16 protein-coding genes are annotated in these 18,973 nt (G+C 58.8%); 9 read left to right on the plus strand and 7 right to left on the minus strand.

Translation table 11 applies throughout. The annotated features are described in order from the left end of the window. From HNQ39_RS27980 to HNQ39_RS27995, 4 genes are all read right to left on the minus strand, one after another. On the minus strand, window positions 1-1,223 hold a 1,223-nt coding region (locus HNQ39_RS27980), incomplete at its 3' end, for an ATP-binding protein (protein ID WP_184203904.1). A gap of 78 nt (window positions 1,224-1,301) precedes the next feature. Continuing rightward, window positions 1,302-1,853: a recombinase family protein gene (locus HNQ39_RS27985; protein WP_184203905.1), complete on the minus strand. Its 552-nt coding sequence runs from the start codon at window positions 1,851-1,853 to the stop codon at window positions 1,302-1,304. A 280-nt stretch (window positions 1,854-2,133) separates the two neighbouring features. Beyond that, the gene (locus HNQ39_RS27990; RefSeq protein WP_184203906.1) at window positions 2,134-2,910 is read right to left on the minus strand and encodes a DUF1559 family PulG-like putative transporter; all 777 of its coding nucleotides are present in this window, start codon (window positions 2,908-2,910) and stop codon (window positions 2,134-2,136) included. A 149-nt stretch (window positions 2,911-3,059) separates the two neighbouring features. Then, complete coding sequence (locus tag HNQ39_RS27995) at window positions 3,060-3,524, minus strand: winged helix-turn-helix transcriptional regulator (protein WP_184203907.1); 465 nt, start codon at window positions 3,522-3,524, stop codon at window positions 3,060-3,062. 105 nt (window positions 3,525-3,629) lie between these two features. Here HNQ39_RS27995 and HNQ39_RS28000 point away from each other — a divergent pair, with 105 nt between their 5' ends. Together HNQ39_RS28000 and HNQ39_RS28005 are read left to right on the plus strand one after the other, a co-directional pair. Further along, on the plus strand, window positions 3,630-4,448 hold the full coding sequence (locus HNQ39_RS28000; RefSeq protein ID WP_184203908.1) for an oxidoreductase: 819 nt from the start codon (window positions 3,630-3,632) through the stop codon (window positions 4,446-4,448). Window positions 4,449-4,451: 3 nt separating this feature from the next. Beyond that, window positions 4,452-5,453 carry an NADP-dependent oxidoreductase gene (locus HNQ39_RS28005; RefSeq protein WP_184203909.1) on the plus strand — a complete coding sequence of 334 codons (1,002 nt, stop codon included), beginning with the start codon at window positions 4,452-4,454 and terminating at the stop codon, window positions 5,451-5,453. Window positions 5,454-5,519: 66 nt separating this feature from the next. Here HNQ39_RS28005 and HNQ39_RS28010 read toward each other — a convergent pair whose 3' ends face one another. Together HNQ39_RS28010 and HNQ39_RS28015 are read right to left on the minus strand one after the other, a co-directional pair. Further along, complete coding sequence (locus tag HNQ39_RS28010; RefSeq protein ID WP_184203910.1) at window positions 5,520-6,374, minus strand: sulfurtransferase; 855 nt, start codon at window positions 6,372-6,374, stop codon at window positions 5,520-5,522. Continuing rightward, window positions 6,371-6,748, minus strand: a complete 378-nt coding sequence (locus tag HNQ39_RS28015) for a PadR family transcriptional regulator (protein ID WP_184203911.1) — start codon at window positions 6,746-6,748, stop codon at window positions 6,371-6,373. The genes HNQ39_RS28010 and HNQ39_RS28015 overlap by 4 nt, the downstream gene beginning before the upstream one ends. A gap of 203 nt (window positions 6,749-6,951) precedes the next feature. Between HNQ39_RS28015 and HNQ39_RS28020 the strand changes: the two genes are divergently transcribed. The 3 genes from HNQ39_RS28020 to HNQ39_RS28030 are packed head-to-tail and all read left to right on the plus strand — an operon-like array spanning window position 6,952 to window position 12,958. Beyond that, the gene (locus HNQ39_RS28020) at window positions 6,952-8,202 is read left to right on the plus strand and encodes a TolC family protein (protein ID WP_246386311.1); all 1,251 of its coding nucleotides are present in this window, start codon (window positions 6,952-6,954) and stop codon (window positions 8,200-8,202) included. Next, window positions 8,199-11,345, plus strand: coding sequence for an efflux RND transporter permease subunit (locus HNQ39_RS28025; protein ID WP_184203913.1), 3,147 nt, complete (start codon window positions 8,199-8,201; stop codon window positions 11,343-11,345). The genes HNQ39_RS28020 and HNQ39_RS28025 overlap by 4 nt, the downstream gene beginning before the upstream one ends. Then, a complete protein-coding gene (locus HNQ39_RS28030; protein ID WP_184203914.1) occupies window positions 11,342-12,958 on the plus strand; it encodes an efflux RND transporter periplasmic adaptor subunit in 1,617 nt (538 codons plus the stop codon). Before HNQ39_RS28025 ends, HNQ39_RS28030 begins: the two co-directional genes overlap by 4 nt. A 370-nt stretch (window positions 12,959-13,328) precedes the next feature. On the opposite strand, the gene HNQ39_RS28035 is transcribed toward HNQ39_RS28030, so the two are convergent. Continuing rightward, window positions 13,329-14,132 (minus strand): helix-turn-helix domain-containing protein, encoded by an 804-nt coding sequence (locus tag HNQ39_RS28035; protein WP_221290406.1) that lies wholly within the window; start codon window positions 14,130-14,132, stop codon window positions 13,329-13,331. A 166-nt stretch (window positions 14,133-14,298) separates the two neighbouring features. On the opposite strand from HNQ39_RS28035, the gene HNQ39_RS28040 reads away from it, so the two are divergent. From HNQ39_RS28040 to HNQ39_RS28055, 4 genes are all read left to right on the plus strand, one after another. Further along, window positions 14,299-15,453, plus strand: coding sequence for a zinc-dependent alcohol dehydrogenase (locus HNQ39_RS28040; protein ID WP_221290408.1), 1,155 nt, complete (start codon window positions 14,299-14,301; stop codon window positions 15,451-15,453). A gap of 86 nt (window positions 15,454-15,539) precedes the next feature. Then, the gene (locus tag HNQ39_RS28045) at window positions 15,540-16,817 is read left to right on the plus strand and encodes a glycoside hydrolase family 140 protein (protein WP_221290410.1); all 1,278 of its coding nucleotides are present in this window, start codon (window positions 15,540-15,542) and stop codon (window positions 16,815-16,817) included. Continuing rightward, window positions 16,814-17,803 (plus strand): DUF1593 domain-containing protein, encoded by a 990-nt coding sequence (locus HNQ39_RS28050; RefSeq protein ID WP_184203916.1) that lies wholly within the window; start codon window positions 16,814-16,816, stop codon window positions 17,801-17,803. The genes HNQ39_RS28045 and HNQ39_RS28050 overlap by 4 nt, the downstream gene beginning before the upstream one ends. Window positions 17,804-17,865: 62 nt before the next feature. Beyond that, window positions 17,866-18,969, plus strand: coding sequence for a glycoside hydrolase family 99 protein (locus tag HNQ39_RS28055; RefSeq protein WP_184203917.1), 1,104 nt, complete (start codon window positions 17,866-17,868; stop codon window positions 18,967-18,969). Window positions 18,970-18,973: the final 4 nt, after the last annotated feature.

The following is an 18,973-nucleotide window of genomic DNA, read 5'->3' on the forward strand; positions in this document are numbered from 1 at the left end:
GAGAGAGGAACGGCGTAGAGTCCCTCGCCAAACGGGAGAAGCGTCTCTCCACTGTAGAACAACACACCGCGGATAAACCGAGTCCCAAGCGCCTCTTGAAGAGCACGCAGTCCCTTGAAATCAGCAGGGTTCACCGTCGAGGCAGCCTTCACCTCGACCCCGACCACATCCCCGCTACGCGTCTCCAGCACCAGATCGACTTCCTGCCGCGTCTGCGTGCGCCAGTGGAACAGCGCAGGAGCCAGCTCACTCCAACCCGCCTGCTTCCTCAGCTCCATCACCACCAAGGTCTCCAGCAACATTCCCAAGGTCACGCCATCCCGATCTAGGCGCTTGGCATCGAGCCCTAGCAGATGGCAGGCAAGCCCCGTGTCGCTCATCACGATCTTGGGGGTCTTTACCAACCGTGCCCCCAGGTTCCCCGACCAAGCAGGCAAACGCCCCACCAAAAAGGTCGCCTCTAGAAGCGCCAGATAGCGGTGCACAGTGGCATAGGGCATCGCCAAGGTGCTGGAGAGCTCAGTGACATTGAGTAGGTTCGACGTGCGCGCGGCAAGCAGTCCTAGAAGTGTAGGGATACTAGTGAGGCCGTCGATATTGGCCAGGTCCCGAATATCACGCTGAAGGATCGTGGTCAGATACGAAGCAAACCACTGGCGACGACGAGCCTCGTTAATACGCTGAACTGGTTCGGGATAGCCCCCCAGAAGAATCCGCCGTATCAGCTCCTCACGTGGGAGGGCAGGCAGGGTGCGGACTGTTAGCTCCTCCTCAAAGAGCGCATCCACGATCCCACTTGTCCCCCCCACTTCCAGCTCGCTTTGAGAGAGAGGCCAAAGGGTGAGCACCTCCATTCGCCCCGCTAGCGACTCGGATAGCTTGGGCAACAGGAGGATATTGGCGGAGCCCGTAAGCAGAAAACGCCCCGGCTTGCGGTTATTGTCGACACTGACCTTGATGGCAGGAAACAGCTCCGGGCAGTGCTGCACCTCATCGAGAATGACGCGCTCAGGAAGGTTTTGGATAAAGCCTGTGGGGTCGGCTTTGGCTGTCGCCAAAGTGGTGGCATCATCGAGAGTGAGATAAGTCCCCTCCGACTCTGCAGCGAGAACCTCTCTCGCAAGAGTCGTCTTTCCTGTCTGGCGAGCGCCATTGACCAAGACGACCGGTGTGTCCTGGCAGGCAGCTTCGATGAGTGGTTTGAGGTGACGTGAGTAGAGCATTTGTGAGGGAATTATCCGATCTATCTGGATAGATATTATCCACTGACTGGATAAATGTCAACCTATCAGCCCCCTGTTTTACCCCTGCCGAGTGTACTTGTAGTAGGTGTTTCTGGAGATTCCCACGATCTCGCAGATCTCCCGGATGCTGTACTGGGGATTGGCTTTCAGGGCCAACGCTGCCTTCTGCTTCTTGGTATTAACTCCCTTGGGCCGACCGCCAATACGCCCTCGGGCACGCGCGGCTACCAGCCCCGCCTTAGTGCGCTCTCGGATGATGTCGCGCTCGAACTCGGCCAGCGAGGCGAAGAGGTGGAAGATGAGCTTGCCACCGCTCGTCGTGGTGTCGATGCTCTCCTGGAGGCTCTTGAAACCCACTCCCTTGTCCACTAGGTCACGAACCGTCTCGACGAGATGCGGCAGCGACCGCCCCAGGCGATCCAGCTTCCAGACGACAGGTGTGTCCTCCTTGCGGCAGAGCTCCAGCGCCGACGCCAGACCTGGGCGATCTGTCTTGGCTCCGCTAGCCGTATCGGTGAAGATTTGCTCGCAGCCTGCGGCTTTGAGAGCATCCATCTGAAGATCCAGGTTCTGTTCGTGCGTTGAGACGCGTGCATATCCAATGAGCATGAGAGTCCTCCAGCTGGAGGTCGGCAGAAAGTCCAGGTAACTCAAGAGGTGGGCGGTTCTTTGGTACGAAGATTTGGTAGATGGGTTTCTCGTACAGTGCATGCCTAAGAGCTCAGGGAGCGGGCGGCGCAGCTCGCTCCCCCACCGAGACTCGACCAGACATACCAAGAAACGGGTCGTTTAGATGACATCACCAATGGCTCGGTTGGAGACACTATTGCTTAACTCGCCACGCACTTTTCTGGGGACAGTCCAGATTGCACGGAGAGCTTTTCTCGTCTTATCCAGGGCAGCTACCGAAAGGCTCGAGGGCTGGGTACCACTTGTCACCCCAGAGGAAGTTACTCGGGCTTAGTGTCTGCTCTAGGCGCATCCACTTGGCATGGCCATCGAGGAAGGTATAGTTTGCACCGCCGCTGTGCCGATCCCACTTTACTCGCACGATCTCGGGCTTATCGGCAGTGCCTACTAGGGTTGTGGTCGCATCGGCCATCGTTGCTTGGCGGTACTCCACACCAAGTGTCCAGCCTGGACAGGCTTGAGGAAGGAATGCCGTGATTCCCTTGTGCGCTGCAATCGCGGTGCCGTTGGCGAGCTGGGAGCGGCGTTCCGCGAAGACCACCAGGCTTGCTGGAGCCGTGACAGCACTCTCCGTAGGCGGAACGTAATTCCACTCAGAGACGACATTGTAGTTGGGTATGTAGGAAGATGCGACTGTGACAGTGACACCGCTGCTATCTTTTACATCTAGCTTTGCAGGGGCAGAATCGGAGGGACAGAGGAAGACCTGCGTGTTTTTCACATAAGGCATTAGCACCAAAGGCCAGAACCCCGAGCGTGGAGTGGCCTTGTCATAAGTGTTCTTCATCATGGCTCCATCGTAGTCTTGGGCGTACATCATCAGTGCGGTGCCAAGCTGTTTGGAGTTTGAGAGACAAGCGGTCTGACGTGCCTTCTCCCGTGCTTGAGCGAAGACCGGAAAGAGAATGGCGGCGAGGATCGCGATAATGGCGATAACCACAAGTAATTCGATGAGGGTGAAGGCACTCCGTTTCATGGAGTATTAATACCCGTTGCTGGCCATTAAAAGATTAAAGTGTGCCCCGAAAATCTCTGCCTCTTAACATTTTCTTAATATGGACGTCTACCCACTGCTACCTCATGTATCTCAGTGAGTAAATATTCTTTTGGATTTGCCAGATACTGTCATTCAACACAATCGGGTTCCTCGGGCATAACGATGCGTATCGGGCGCGTTCCGATCTTCGCACCCGTGGCCTCATCAACGGCGACAGGCTTTATTTCTGTTTCCGTCTCCGCATCGAAGAAGCGCACCAGCTTGCCCTCGCCCCGGTGCTTACGTCCCCAGGCACCGATCAGGAACAGCACCGGCAAAAAATCTCGACCTGCAACACTCAAGACGTATTCCTCACGAGGCGGATGCTCTGAATAACGACGCTTCTCAAGCAAGCCCTCATCAGTCAACGTCGCCAGCCGCTTCGTCAGCATCGTCGGGGCAATCCCCAGATTCTTGCGGAACTGATCGAAGCGCGTGATGCCCGCGTGGGCATCGCGCAGAATCAGCAGGCTCCAGGTATCGCCCAGCACGGCGAGGCTGCGTGCGACGGGACAGGCGGCGTTAGAGGGGGTAGATAAATATTTTTTGTCCATATCGTTTTAGTAGTGACTTTTCGTGAGATTGACTGTATAGTTACTATCGAAACGATAGTAACACGTTTACACGGGGAAAACAACCCTAAAAGGGAAAGCAATCTTTTGAGCAAGAACACTACACGCGTCGCTTTGGTAACCGGCGCTTCATCGGGTATTGGCGAGGCGACCGCAGAGAGGCTCGCCAAGGTGGGCTACAAGGTCTACGGCACCAGTCGGCGAGGCGGTCAGCCGGGCCAGAGGTCGTTCGAGATGCTGAGCCTCGATGTGACCAGTGATGAATCTGTCGAGGCCGCTGTTCGGGAGATCATCCGGCGGGAGGGGCGTATCGATCTCCTTGTCAACAATGCAGGTTTCAGCGTCGCGCCTGGTGGGGCTGAAGAGAGCTCCGTTGAACAGGCTAAGGCCATTTTCGATACGAATTTCTTTGGGATCGTCCGGATGACGCGGGCCGTTGTCCCTCACATGCGGAAGCAGGGAAGTGGACGCATCATCAACATGGGCTCCGTGCTGGGGATCTTGCCGATGCCGTATGGAGCACTCTACTCCGCAACCAAGCACGCCCTAGAGGGGTATTCAGAATCGCTCGATCACGAGCTGCGCACGAGAGGCATTCGCGTCTCGATCATTGAGCCCGCCTACACAAAGACGCCCTTCGATTCCCACTTCCTGGAACCCGACTCCAAGCTCGATGTGTATCACGCGGTTCGCGCCGATGTTACTAAGAGGATAAAGGAGGTTATGGAGACCGCAGACCAGCCCAGCATAGTAGCAGATGTCGTGCTGAAGGTTGCTCTCGCAGAGCATCCAAAACCCCGGTACACGGCTGGCAAGCTCGCGGCCCGCCTGCGATTGCTTCGCCGATTCGCGCCCGCCAGTCTGCTAGATGTTGGTCTCCGAAAAGACCTGAGACTGGAGGCGTAGATCATGAAAGCATTTATACTTGAACGATATGGGAAAAAGAGCCCTCTACGACTTGGCGAGATGCCTGAGCCTGAGCTGCGCGAGGACGAAGTTCTGGTCAAGGTGCATGCTGCCAGTGTGAATCTGCTGGATGCAAAGATCAAGAGTGGCGAGTTCAAGCCCCTCCTACCCTATTGCTTACCACTGATCCTAGGGCATGATGTCGCGGGCGTCGTCGTCAAAGTCGGGGCACGGGTACGCCGATTTAAGCCAGGGGATGCGGTCTACTCCCGCCCCGATGACTTTCGCATTGGCGCGTTCGCGGAGCGCATCGCCATCCGGGAAGACTCGCTGGCGCTCAAGCCAGAAACGCTCACCATGGAAGAGGCGGCCTCGGTTCCGCTGGTCGGCCTGACCGCCTGGCAAGCCTTGGTAGAGAAAGCGAACCTCAGAGCAGGGCAGAAGGTTTTCATCCAGGCGGGCTCCGGAGGTGTCGGAACCTTCGCGATTCAGCTGGCAAAGCATCTGGGAGCGTTTGTGGCGACAACGACGAGCACAGCGAATGTCGAGTGGGTGAAAGGTCTCGGTGCGGATCTTGTCATCGACTACAAGAAGGAGGATTTCGAAAGCGTTCTGAAAGACTACGATGTCGTCCTCAATAGCCAGGACAACGCGACGCTCGTTAAATCCCTGAGAGTGTTGAAGCCCGGTGGAAAGCTCATCTCTATTTCCGGTCCGCCTGATCCCGCATTCGCCGAAGCTATGGGACTCCCTTGGTTCTTAAAACCTGTCATGCGTCTGCTGAGTTCGGGCGTCCGAAAGAAGGCCCAGGGACTCGGGGTCGGCTACTCCTTTCTGTTCATGAAAGCCAGCGGCAGTCAGTTGCGTGAGATAACCACGCTCATCGATTGTAGTGCTATCCACCCCATCGTTGACCGGGTCTTTCCGTTCGAGGAAACGCAGGAGGCACTGGCTTACGTCGAAACAGGACGCGCCAAGGGCAAGGTTATCGTCAGAATCGAATGACCATCACCACGCCAAGTTGCAAGGAAGGCAGTGTGATGCAATCTCGGTCGAGTTCGGTGCGGCATTCTACTTATCTATAAGGACGTTGGGTTTCTCTATGGGGACGTTGGGGAGCGCCGAGTAGTCCGCAAACGAGCCGTAGTAAACCCTGATTTTCTTGAAGCCAAGGAGCCGCAGAGTGAAGAGTGACTGAGCAGCTCGGCCACCCGCCGCGCAGTGGACGATGATCTCTTGGCTGGGCGTAATGCCCTTGGCGGCGTACATCGCGAGCAGCTCTCCGGCGGGTTTGAACTCTAAGTTGGGGCCGGTGACGTTCTCTTTCCACTCCACATTGACCGCACCGGGAATACGCCCCTCTTGCTTGGCTCCCGGTGAGATCACCTTGGCACTGTACTCGTCGGGGGAGCGCACATCTAAGACGATCACTCCTGGCTTTCGCGTAAGGAGCTGGGGCAGTGCGCAGGTCATGTCGGGGATAGCTTTGACCTGGTAGCGAGCCGAGGGAACTACCGTAGCTTCAGTCGAGATCGGGCGGCTCTGGGCTGTCCATTTCTGCCAACCGCCGTTGAGAAGCGTGCTTCGTGAGTGCCCGAAGGCATGGAGCAAGTACCAGAGCCTTGCCGCGAGCTTCCCCCCCTCATCGTCGTAGATCACAACATCGGTCTGGTTACCGATACCTGCTCGGTTCATCAGTTCCGTGAAGACCTCAGGGCGCGGCAGGTAGGTCAAGCGCTCTTCCGGGTTGCGCAGCGGCTTGTCTTCGATACGGACCGCACCGGGGATATGGCCTGCGGCGTAGGCTTTCTCGCTACGCATGTCCACGATACGCAGGTTCTTATCGGCGCTGTGCGCTGCCAGCCACTCAGGCTCGACCAGCAGGCTACCTTGTGGATATGCCGGAGCCGTTTTTTGAATTTTCATGTGTTCTCTCTCTCTTCCAGTACTTCGCCGACAAGCTCACGCACTTTGGGCCGAAGCTGGCTGAGGGCTTCGCGTCCCAGCTCCGTGATGTGATAGTACTTGCGCACCTTGCCATTTACAACGCGCTTTTCCTCGGTCAAGTACCCCTTGCTCCGGAGGCGATGTAACGTTGGGTAGATCGTCCCTGGCCCAATCTTGTAACCGTGGTGGGTCAGTTCGTCGATCATCTCGATGCCATAGATAGGGGCCTCAGCAGCATGGTGGAGCAGGTGCACCTTTACGAAAGCCAGGAATATCTCACGCACCAAGTGATCCACTGCGAAGGCTTCCCCCTCAGGTGTAGAGATTTTTTCGTCGTGGTCGGTGTTCTTCATGTTTGCCAATATCATTATCCGATACAATGCCCTCAATCGCCAGAATCCCGAGGAAAGCCCATGGAGAGATGTTAGGCACAACAAAGAATACCGGCAGGAATCGTAGGAGCTTGCCTGCCCTGCTCTGCGCTCTTCTGCTGACAAGCAATATCGCCTCGGTGCAGGCACAGACACAAGCGCAGCCGCTTTCGCTTTCAGCAGCGATGCAGGCAGCACTCAAAAAGCATGCTCAGCTTCAAAAGGCAGAGGCACTTACGGCATCCTCCCAAGCCCGCGTCACGCAGGCGAGATCGGGACAACAGCCGTCGCTCTCTCTCCAGGGTGTCGCAAGCAGAGGGCCGACGGGAGCGCCAGCGTTCGGTCCGCTCAACAACCCTGGCCTCAATGGAGTGCCGCCGCTTGGGGTTCAGGGTATGGCAGGCGATCCAGTGAAAAGGCAGTTTGGCGGTGGGCTGAATCTCTCCCAGAACCTCTTTGACGATGGCCGAACGCGCTTGCTTGTTGCTAGCCGCACCAATGCCGCTCTCGCCCTGGAAGCCGATACGGAAACCCAGAAGGCTCAGATACTACTCGCGGTTCAGCAGAGCTACTTTGCTGTGCTCCGTGCCCAGCGCCTCGATACGATTCAAAAAGAAAATCTACGGCAACGCGAGGCGACGGCGATGCAGGCGAAGGCGTTTGCGGAGGGCGGCATCAAGTCCGAGGTGGACTCCCTCCTTGCTACTGCCAATGTCGCCGAGGCGAAGGGGATTCTGGCAGGAACGGGCAATGACATTCAGGCCAGCTTCGCCCAGCTCAACAACGCCATGGGCGAGACGAGCTTAACGGGGTACTTACTGGAAACGGCCCCCACGCTTGCTCTCCCTGAGACGCTGGAGAAGGCACTTACCCTTGCCCAGAGCCAGCGCCCTGAGCTGAAGGGAATCGCTTTGCAGCGGCGCTCCGCCGAAGAAGCCGCCGCGAGTTTAAGACGAGAGCTTCGGCTCAGAGTGGATGGTATCGCGAGCCTCGGTGCGGTCAATCCAGGGACACTTATTCGTAACAACCAGAATCTCGGGGTGGCGGTGGCTATTACGCTTCCTCTCAGCACGGGAGGTGCTGTCGAAGGGCGCATCACCGAAGAGGAGCGCAGACGTGATGCCTACGCGGCGCAAGAGCGCGAGGCACTAGAGAACGTAAAGCTCCAGGTGACTCGGGCTTGGCTCGATGTCCAGACCCGCGAGGCGCAGCTTACAGCCACGAAAGCGCAGATTGAGGCAGCTTCGGCGGCGCTCCAGCTTGCTCAGGAGCGCTATCGTCTCCAGCTCAGCACACTAGTGGAGCTGACCGATGCCGAGGCACAGGTACTCAAGGCCAAGCTCGCTCTGGTCAATGCCGAGGAAGCACTGGCGCTAGCTCGCGCCACACTGAGCTGGGCGACCGGCACCACCCTTGCCAAGGAGACGGCGCGATGAACTTAACCACGGCGGCTCTGCGCCGCCCTCTCACAATTATGGCGCTGGTTGTCGGGCTAGTTCTGACTGCCTTTGTCGCTCTGAAGCGGATGCCACGAGATATCTTCCCGGATCTGGGTGTCCCCGTAATCTATGTGGCGCAGCCCTACGGTGGCCTCGATCCGGTGCAGATGGATGGGTTTGTCACCTACTACTACGAGTACCACTTTCTCTATATCGCAGGCATCGAGCACGTCGAGAGTAAGTCGATTCAGGGAGCCGCGCTCATCAAGCTCCAGTTCCATCCGGGTACCAACATGGGCCAGGCGATGGCGGAGACGATCTCCTATGTCAATCGTGCCCGCGCCTTCATGCCACCGGGAACAGTTCCGCCGTTCGTGACCCGCTTCGATGCGGGCAGCGTCCCGGTCGGCAACCTCGTCTTCACGTCGGAGAACCGTACCGTGGCGGAGCTTCAGGATGCGGCCCTCAACCGGGTTCGCCCCCTCTTTGCCACCCTGCCCGGCGTTTCGGCACCGCCCCCGTTTGGAGGCTCCGCTCGCTCCGTTGTCGTCCATGCCGACCCCGACAAGCTCCGCGCTTACAAAGTCTCGCCTGATGAGGTCGTCGCCGCGGTGGCTAATGCCAATGTCATCGCTCCCTCGGGCAATATCCGCATCGGCTCCAAGATGCCTATTGTCCCAACTAATGCGACCGTGGGAGCGGTAAAAGAGCTGGAGAGCGTCCCGATCCGCGCCAGTGTCGGGGGCGGGCCTATGGTCTATATCCGCGATGTCGCCACCGTAGAAGACGGCTCGGACATCCAGACAGGGATCGCGCTGGTCAATGGAAAGCGCACGGTCTACATTCCGGTCACCAAGCGCGCCGATGCGTCTACGCTCACTGTGGTCGAGCTGGTCAAGGCCAACATGGCAAAGTTCCAGGCCGTCCTACCCGAGGGCGTCACCGTCTCGTATGCCTTTGACCAATCGCCCTACGTCACCGGGGCTATCTCCAACCTCTTCACGGAGAGTGTCTTGGGGGCACTGCTTACTGGCCTGATGGTTCTGCTCTTTCTGCGCGACTTTCGTAGTGCGCTGGTTGTGGTGCTCAATATCCCGCTGGCGCTCCTCGCAGCCCTCATCGGCCTGTGGCTGAGCGGACAGACTGTCAACCTCATGACACTGGGTGGCCTCGCACTCGCCGTGGGAATCTTGGTGGATGAGGCGACGGTCACCATAGAGAACCTTCATGCACACCACTCGCGTGGGGCGACCCTTGCCCGCGCCGCCAAGCTCGCCGCCTCCGAGACCGCTGCGCCGCGCCTGCTGGCGATGCTCTGTATCCTGGCCGTTTTCACCCCGGCGCTCTTCATGACCGGCGCAGCCAAGGCGCTCTTCACGCCTCTGTCGCTGGCGGTCGGCTTTGCGATGGTAGCGTCGTGGCTCCTTTCCAGCACGCTCGTCCCTGTGCTCTCCGTCTGGATTCTCAAAAAAGACCATGCCGAGGAAAAGCAAGCCGGGCCGAGCCGATTCGCCGGACTTCTGGAAGCGCTCGTCAAAGCACGGGGGGCGGTCCTTGGGCTCTACTTGCTTATCACCATTGGAATGCTAATCACTTTTGGGCGCGGAATCGCGACCGAGATCTTCCCCCGTGTGGATGGCGGCCAGCTCCAGCTACGCCTCCGAGCACCTGCCGGGACGCGCATCGAGAAGACCGAGGAGTACGCGCTCCGGGCGCTGGATACGGTGAAAGCTGAGGCGGGCGATAAGAATATCGAGGCGACACTGGGCTTTATCGGAGTCCAGCCGCCCAGCTTCCCGGTCAATCTCATCCACCTCTGGACGGGCGGACCACAGGAAGCCGTCTTGCAAGTACAGCTCAAGAAACACTCCGGCGTCGCGCTGGAGCCGCTGAAAGAGCGCCTCCGGGCACGGCTCGCGGGAGAGCTTCCAAGTGTTTCGCTCTCGTTTGAGCCTGCGGATATCATCAGCCGCGTCATGAGCTTCGGCTCGCCAACGCCTATCGAGATTGCCATCGCCGCGCCGAGCCTGCCCGTGGCGCGGGATTATGCTGAGAAGGTCAAGACCGAGCTGGCAAAGATTCCCGCGATCCGGGACTTGCAGTTTAGCCAGGCTCTAGACTATCCAACTCTCCAAGTGAACGTGGACCGCGAACGAGCCGCGAGCCTTGGGATGACGACCGCCGACGTGCTCCGCTCCGCCGTTCCCGCAACGTCGTCGAGCCGGTTTACGGTGCCCAACTACTGGGCAGATCCCAAGTCTGGGATTGCCTACCAGGTGCAAGTAGACCTGCCAATCCCTCAGATGAACTCCCTGGAGAGCCTGCAAAACGTCCCCGTAGCAGGCAAGTCAGGACAGGCGGCACTGCTGCGCGACGTGGCGACCATCACACCAGGCACGGCTCCCGGTGAGTACGCCCGCTACAACTCTCAGCGTATCGTGACGCTCACCGCCAACGTCGCCAGCAGCGACCTGGCAGGAGTCGCAACGCAAGTGGAGAAGGCGGTCAAGACCGCAGGACCCGCACCACCAAAAACGACGCTCGCGATTCGTGGCCAAGTACCGACATTAACGGAGCTCCTCGATGGTTTACAGAGCGGATTTGTGGTAGCTGTGGGTGTGATTCTGCTGCTTCTCGCGGCGAGCTTCCAGTCTATTCGATTGGCCCTTACCGTGCTGGTCTCACTTCCCGCCGTGGTGCTGGGTGTGGTTCTCTCACTGCGGCTCACGGGGACAAGCCTCAATATCCAGTCCTACATGGGCGCGATCATGGCAGTTGGCGTCGCCGTTGCCAATGCTATTCTTCTGGTCACCTTTGCCGAGCGGTCACGGCTGAAGGGTAGAAGCGCGATAGAAGCGGCAGTGGAAGGCGCAACCTCCCGTTTGCGTCCGATCCTGATGACAAGCCTTGCGATGATCGCGGGCATGGTCCCCATGGCGCTAGGTCTAGGTGAGGGTGGTGCGCAGACCGCCCCGCTAGGCCGTGCGGTCATCGGAGGACTTGCCGCCGCTACTCTCGCCACCCTCTTTGTCCTACCCGCCGCCTTTGCCCTCGTGCAAAGCCGCGTCACCAAACGAACCGCCTCGCTCGACCCCGACGACCCGGAGAGCGGACACTTTACCGGAGAAACGGAACTATGAAAACGCTCCTCTTGGGATTCGCCGCACTGAGCGGTCTTACGATGGTTGGCTGCACGCCGCAGACCTCAGCTCAGGCACCTGCCACGGCACCGGCTCCTATTGTCCCGGTTCAGGTCATCACGCCCGAGAAGCGCGATGTCTCACGAATGCTCACGCTTCCCGGCGATATCGTGGCAGGGGAACAGGCGACCCTCAACGCTAAAGTACCCGGCTATCTTGACCAAGTGCTGGTGCGTGAAGGCGATACCGTTCGTGCTGGGCAGCTCCTGGCGACGCTTCGCGCCCCCGAACTCGATGCCGAGAAGCGCCAGGCGGAGCAGGCCCTGAGCGCACTGCAGGCATCAGCCAAGGGAAGCGAGGCGACCCGGCAACGCACGGGTATTGAAACACGGCGCACGCGGCTTCAGGTGGATAAGGCAAGAGCGGAGCTGGCACAGGCGGAGGCCGAGCAGTCGCGCTCAGAGGCGCTGGTAAAGCAGGCAACGGGAGCCATTCAGGAAGCGAAGACCCAAGCCACTCAGGCAAAGAGTGCTGTGGAAGAAGCTCGGGCATTGGTGGCAAAGGCCGAATCGGAGAAAGAGGCGACCCAGGCAGAGCTGGAGCTGGCTGAGGCGACCTTTGGGCGATTGGATGGCATCTACCAAAAGGACAAGCGCCTCATCGCCGCGCAGGACGTGGACACCGCCAAGAGCAAGCGCGATGCCGCGAAGAGTCGGGTTGTGGCAGCAGGCAGCCAGCTTCAGGCCGCTCGTGCCCGTGTCGAGACAGCGCAACAGCAGGCGGAAGGAGCAGCGCAGCGCGTTCCTCAGCTAGAAGCGAGTGCAGAGGCATCTGAGGCGCAGGTGCGCTCGGCAAAAGCAAAGGTTGAGGCGCTACGTGAGCAACTTAAAGTAGCTCAGGCAGAGGTCGAGCTGGGTAAGGGACAGGAGCAGGTCGCTTCCGCAAAGACGCAGGAGAGTCGCTTCCAGGTTGGAGCGGGGGTGGGCGCTGTCGAGAAGCTAGCGGTGCAGGCCGAGTATCGCCAGATTCGCGCTCCCTTCAACGGAGTGGTCGTCCAGCGCCACGCCGACCCCGGCGCGTTTATCCAAGCGAACCCAATCCTGACTGTCGCTACAACAAACACGGTGCGGATTCGCTTCTACGTCCCCGAGTCCGAGACTGATCTGGTCAAGACCGGCACTACTGTCAAGATCGAGGCGCGAAACTTGGCAGAACCCGTGACCGGGCGAGTCTCGCGCACCGCCACCGCGCTTGATCCCAAGACTCGGACGCTCTTGGCGGAGGTCGATCTGAGCAATACGGCCAAGGCACTGTTCTCAGGTACCTACGCCACCGTAAAGATCACGCTAGAGACCCACCCGCAAGTTATCGCCCTTCCGAGCGCGGCGATTGGCTCAGACAAGTCCGGCAAGTTCGTCTTTATCAATGACGGCGGCAAGGCAAAACGAGTGCCGATCAAGATTGGCTTCGACGACGGCAAGTTCACCGAAGTCACCGAGGGGCTCAAGGGCGACGAGACCGTAGTCGTGACTGGGCGGGACCTGCTGGCCGGGGGAACGAAGCTTGAAACGGCTTCCTGGACGCCACCAACCCCAGCCCCAAAAACTCGCTAGTTTTCTCGCCTAGCCTATAGGGGTTCTTTGCCCATCGCCCCGGAAAGGTATAGTTGGGCATTTCCCAACTCCTTGCGGTGACGGAAATCACCTGATTTCCGTTGATCACAGATGGTGCCATGATGCGGTTTTGGATTTCCTCACTCTCATCACGACCACCTCACGAAAAGTATTGACGGATACGGAACAGTCGGATTTGTCACGAAAACATAGCTAATTAATGTTTTCCGTGCTCTGAACGGGCAGATTTCAGCCAACTATACCTTTCCGGGGCGATGGGCAAAAAGCCCCCTATAGGACTTTTCCCAGAAAAGTAGGCGTCAAGTTCAGCAAAAGGTGCGGGATTTGAAGTATCGAAGTATGGTTTGTTTTAGTGCACAGGATAGACAGTGCTCAATTGAGTCTGTCGATATTCCCGCGGCGTGCAACTGAAGTTCTGACGGAATGCTTCGTTGAATCGACTCAGCGAGCCAAACCCAGAGCTAAGGGCAATGTGAAGGATGGAATCTGCTGTCGTAACCAGGAGACGCTGTGCATGCGCCAGCCGGTGCTGCGTTAGGTACTTGGTCAAGGTCGTGCCGAACGTCTGCTGAAACAGAGCCATCGCGTAGTTGGGATGGAGCCCTACTTCCTGCCCAATTATCGCGGCTGTGAGAGGATGGGTGTAGTTTTGTGCGATATACCAGGCGATCTCCTCCGCCTTACTTAGGTACTCCCCATCGATTCGCAAAGAAGCCTTACGCATACTTTCGGCCTCGTTGAGACTCTCCCCGTCCAGGCTTAGAGCCAGCCGTCGTAGGCGTGCCTGGATCTCCAGCAAACTCGCCTCGCGGCGTTCCGCTAAGCCACTTTGTAGATCGTCGCTCCACAGCACGAGCTGCTGTAGATCCATTGCGAGGCGGTCTGAACCGGGCTCTAGGAGTATCCCTCCACGGAGAATCGCTTGGGTGAAATGCTCGGGGAGCCGCCACTGGAGAAACCAAACGAGGGGCAGGGTCAGGACAAAGTACTCCGAGAGTCCCTCGAAGGCAACGACCTGGTGGGGAATGCCTGCCCAGAAAACAGCCAGCCGCCCCGCAGGCACTGTCACCTTCTGGCCACCCATCAGGTAGGTAACGCTTCCGCTCTCCAGCAGGTTCAGCTCGATCTCATTGTGCCGGTCGCTACGGGGCATGGTTGTGGGCTGCCACCTCACGCAACTGAAACCGTAGGGCGAGAAGTCAGGGCGGGACGGGTTGAATCGCTCCATTGCCTTAGGATACCGCAGGTTTCTTCCCTTTTTCAGGAAGTAACACGTGAATACTTGTGCAACAATAGAAATCACTGGAGAAAGAAAACAGATGCATGCAGTGAGAGCTGCCGCCATGACGGCACCGGGAGCCATGGAGCTCCGCACCTATCCCTACCCCACTATCGACCATGACTCCGCGATTCTCAAGATCGACATGACGGGAGTCTGTGGCACCGACAAGCATATCTTCAAGGGCGAGGCCATGGAGCTTCGTGGCAAGTCCATCTTCCCCTATGTTGGGGGACACGAGATTATCGGGACGATTGTCGAGATCGGCGACACTGCCGCCCGCACGATGGACTATGACAACCAGCTCTTAAAGATAGGCGACCGGGTGGCCGTGGCGGTCGAGGTGAACTGTGGCACGTGCTGGTACTGCCGCAACCACTACAACAACACGACCTGCGAGAACCAGATCATGGCCTATGGCCTCCATCCCAACGCCGACACCGCGCCGTTTCTGCGAGGGGGTTGGTCGGAGTACATGTACGTCATGCCAGGGACGCACCTCTTCAAAATCCCCGAGGAGCTGCCCACGGATGTCGCGGTCTTCGTCGAAGAACTTGCCGTCGCCTACCACTCGCTCGCCAAGGCGACCGGGCCGTTCCCCGCCGTGAAAGAGGGCTTTGGCCCCGGCGACTCCGTGGCCGTGCTAGGCAATGGGCCACTGGGAATCCTGCACGGGATCATGGCCAGTATCCACGGCGCGGGCCTGCGGATCGCCACCGACCTCGGGGAACTGCGTCTTGCCAAGGCAAAGGAACTCTACGCCGATGTGACCATCAACGCGGCCAGCACCACAGCGGCGGAGCGCATCGCCCAGGCACGTGAGCTTACCGAGGGCGTTGGGCCGGACTTGGTGATTGAGTCCGCAGGCGAGCCCGAAGCCTTTGTCGAAGCGCTTCAGATGGTGCGCAAGGGCGGGACGGTGATCGAGGTAGGCAACTGGGTAGACTTAGGCGTGCCCGTGGAGCTAGACGTGATGCGGCATATCGCCTCCAAGAACCTTCATATCTACTCGGTCTTTCACTGTGGTACCAACTGGCGGCCCGTGCTCAAGGTGCTGGATCAGCAGCGCAAGAACTACAACTTCGCCTCCCTGATCTCCCATCAGTTCAACCTGGAGGAGCTGGTGGAGAACATCGGAATCGTCACCGACCCCAATGCCTGTGTCAAGGTCGAGGTCGTCCCGCACAAGGCCTAACGACTATGCTGCTATCTCGGAGAGAACTGCTGGGCGCGGTTGCGAGCATGGCATGCCGACCCCCACAAGCCCGAGGAAAAGGAAAGATGATGCGTCTAAAAGTTAGCGAAAATCGAAGATTTCTGGCCTATGAAGACAATCGGCCGTTTTTCTACTTGGGCGACACCGCCTGGGAGCTGTTTCACCGGCTCAATCGGGAAGAAGCGGATATCTATCTCAAGGACCGCGCCGCCAAGGGCTTCACCGTGATCCAAGCGGTCGCACTGGCGGAGCTGGACGGTCTCCACACACCTAATCCCTATGGTCATATCCCCCTACAAAACGATGACCCTACCAAGCCGAACGAAGACTACTTCCAGCACGTAGATTACATCGTCGATAAGGCCGCCTCGCTCGGCCTGTTTATCGCGATGCTTCCGACTTGGGGCGACAAGTGGAACCTCAAGTGGGGCAAGGGGCCGGAGATCTTCACGCCAGAGAACGCACGGGTCTACGGAGCGTGGCTGGCGAAGCGCTACGCCCAGAAGCCTATTATCTGGGTGCTAGGCGGCGACCGTCCCCCGGAAACGGCGGAGCACAAGGCGATTACCCGAGCGATGGCGGAGGGCATTCGCGCCTCGGTGGGCAAGACCCAGCTCATCTCCTACCACACCTACGGCGGCCACAGCTCGGCCAACTACTACCACGATGACTCCTGGCTGGACTTCAACATGTTCCAGACCGGACACAAGCGCGATCAGGAGAGCTGGCTCAGCATCAGCACAGACTACCAGCGCACACCAATCAAGCCCTGCATGGACGCCGAGCCGGGCTACGAGAACATGCCCAACGATCTCAAAGACGCCGAGGTGCGTATCCAGACGCATCACTGCCGCAAGTATCTCTACGGAGCGCTCTTTGCTGGAGCACACGGACATACCTACGGCTGCAACGATATCTGGCAGATGTGGGCACCGGGACGGCAATCTGTGATCCACGCGAACCTCCCCTGGAGTGAGGCGATTCATCTCCCCGGCTCGGGACAGATGCACTTTGCCAAAGACCTGCTCCTGACACGCCCCTTCTTCACACGGATTCCTGATCAGATGTTAATTGTCAGCGACACGCACTCCGGTGGCAGCTATATCTGCGCGACACGCGATAGTGAAGGAACCTACGCGCTGGTTCACTCTGCCGCCGGGCTTCCCTTCACCTTGGACCTGAGCAAGCTCCGCGGCCCCCTTGATGCCGCTTGGTTCGACCCGCGCACAGGAGCGAGCACGCCCATTAGCACCATTGAGGCGAAGGGCGAAAAAGAGTTCCATCCCCCGACACAGGGCGAGACGCAGGACTGGGTCTTGACGCTGGATCGGAGCAAGGGATGAGACGCGCCTTTCGGCCCCGTGTCGTGGTTCTTACAGACTTCCCCCCACTCGATACGATCCCCGGTGGCGCGGGCTACGGCCCTCCGAACAAGCGCAGCGACACCGACGACCTCCAGTCGATGGTTCGGTTTCTGCTGTATACCAACGACTTCGAGGTTGCGGGGCTTGTCGCCACCTCAGGCACCTTCGCCAATATCGCAAGCAAGCAAAATATCCTGGACATGCTGGCACTCTACGAGCAGGTCTATCCGAACCTGCGACGGCATGATAAGCGCTACCCGACGGCGGCGCGGCTGCGGTCGGTCACCTGGCAAGGAGTATCGGGGAGCTATGGCCGTCCAGCGGAGCAGCTCATCGGGCAGGGCAAAGATAGCGAAGCCTCTGAGAAGATCATCGGTCTGCTCGATAAGCCGGACTCACGCCCGATTTGGTTCTGTGTCTGGGGCGGTCCCTGTGACCTTGCGCAAGCCCTCTGGAAGATCAGGGAGACACGGACACCCATCGAAGCGGAACGGCTGCTGGCGAAAGTCCGCATCTATCTCATCGGCCTACAGGACGGCACGGGTCAGTGGCTCCTGGACACCTTCCCCAAGCTATTTGTCATCGTCTCCAAGGGCAACTACATGGGGATGTTCAACAACGCGCGGGGTGCTAAAACTGAGCTTTCTGATCTTGCTTGGGTGAATGAGCACGTACGAACAGGCCATGGGCCTCTGGGTGCTGCTTACCCAAAAAGTGGTTTTTACCCAGAGACGCCTGGGGTTTGGGAGGGAGACTCCCCCTCCTTTCTGTACTTGGTCAGCGCTACTCGCAGGCTGAACGACCCTGAAAAACCGGATCAGCCGTCGTGGGGCGGTCAGTTTGTGCGCGTCGATCCAACTCTGGATCACTGGACTGACGCTCCCGCTGGTGCAGAGAGTATCTGGCGCTGGCGCGAGCCGTGCCAGAAGGACTTCGCCCTGCGTATGGACTGGTGCACTACGTAGTTGGGATACCTTGGCGCATCATCTGTGGGGATAATCCGACGCAGTAGATAGTACAATTCTTCATGATGCCAATAGTTCTGACCCACTACATGCCCTGGTTTGTTGCTAAGCCCTTTCGTGCCGTATGGGGTTGGCACTGGACGATGAACACCTTCAATCCTGAGAGGCAAGTCAGTGGGAAGGAGAGTCAAGACAAGCGGGAGATAGCATCGCACTACTACCCACTGATCGGCCCCTACGACTCGGGCGACCCTGCGGTGCTGGAGTACCATCTCCTGCTCATGAAACTCTCAGGCATCGATGGGGTTATCGTCGATTGGTACGGCCTCAGTGACCATCTCGACTACCCCATCTTGCACCAGAACACCATCACACTCCTCAAAATCGCGGTGAAGCTGGGCCTCAAGTACGCCATCTGCTACGAAGACCAGACCATCCCACGCTTGGTTGAGGCCAAGAAACTGGCCGCTACGGAGCGAGTTGCCCATGCCCGCCGTGAGCTCTCCTGGCTCCAGCAGAACTGGCTCCGTGAGCCTGGCTATGTGCACCTTACAGGCAAGCCACTGTTGCTCTCCTTTGGCTCCGATGGCCTGACCGACAGCGAATGGAGCGAGGTGCTGAGTAGTAAGCCAGGTGCCCCCCTCTACTTCAGCGAGCACCGCAAGCGCTCCGCCGCCACGGGGCGCTTTGACTGGCCGATCCCCAAGGACTTTCCCACGAGCCTGGATCGCTTCTACCACCCACAAGAGCGCCAGGAGCAACTCATCCCCGTCGCCTTTCCCCGGTTTCATGATTGCTACGCTGAGGGCAAGGCCCAGGCAACCTTGGGCGTGATCTCAGACGACAACGGCAAGACCTGGAAAGCGACTCTGGAGCGTGCTCTCAAGAGCGGTGCGGACGTTATCCAGCTCGCCACCTGGAACGACTGGGGTGAGGGCACGGGGATTGAGCCCACGGTCGAGTTCGGCTACCGTGATCTTGAGGTGCTTCAGAAGCTCCGTGGCAAAAAGGCAGATCTTGCCTTACCCCTACGTCTCTACAGGCTACGGCAGAGAGTCGCACCCAAAGCAGAACTCGACACTGTCGCTCAGTTACTCGCAAGCGGAGCAACCAGTAGTGCGGCTTCTCTCCTAAAGCAGGTAGAGCAAAACGGAGCCTCTAGTTGAGAAC

The organism is Armatimonas rosea, from assembly GCF_014202505.1.
In the GTDB taxonomy this organism is placed as follows: domain Bacteria; phylum Armatimonadota; class Armatimonadia; order Armatimonadales; family Armatimonadaceae; genus Armatimonas; species Armatimonas rosea.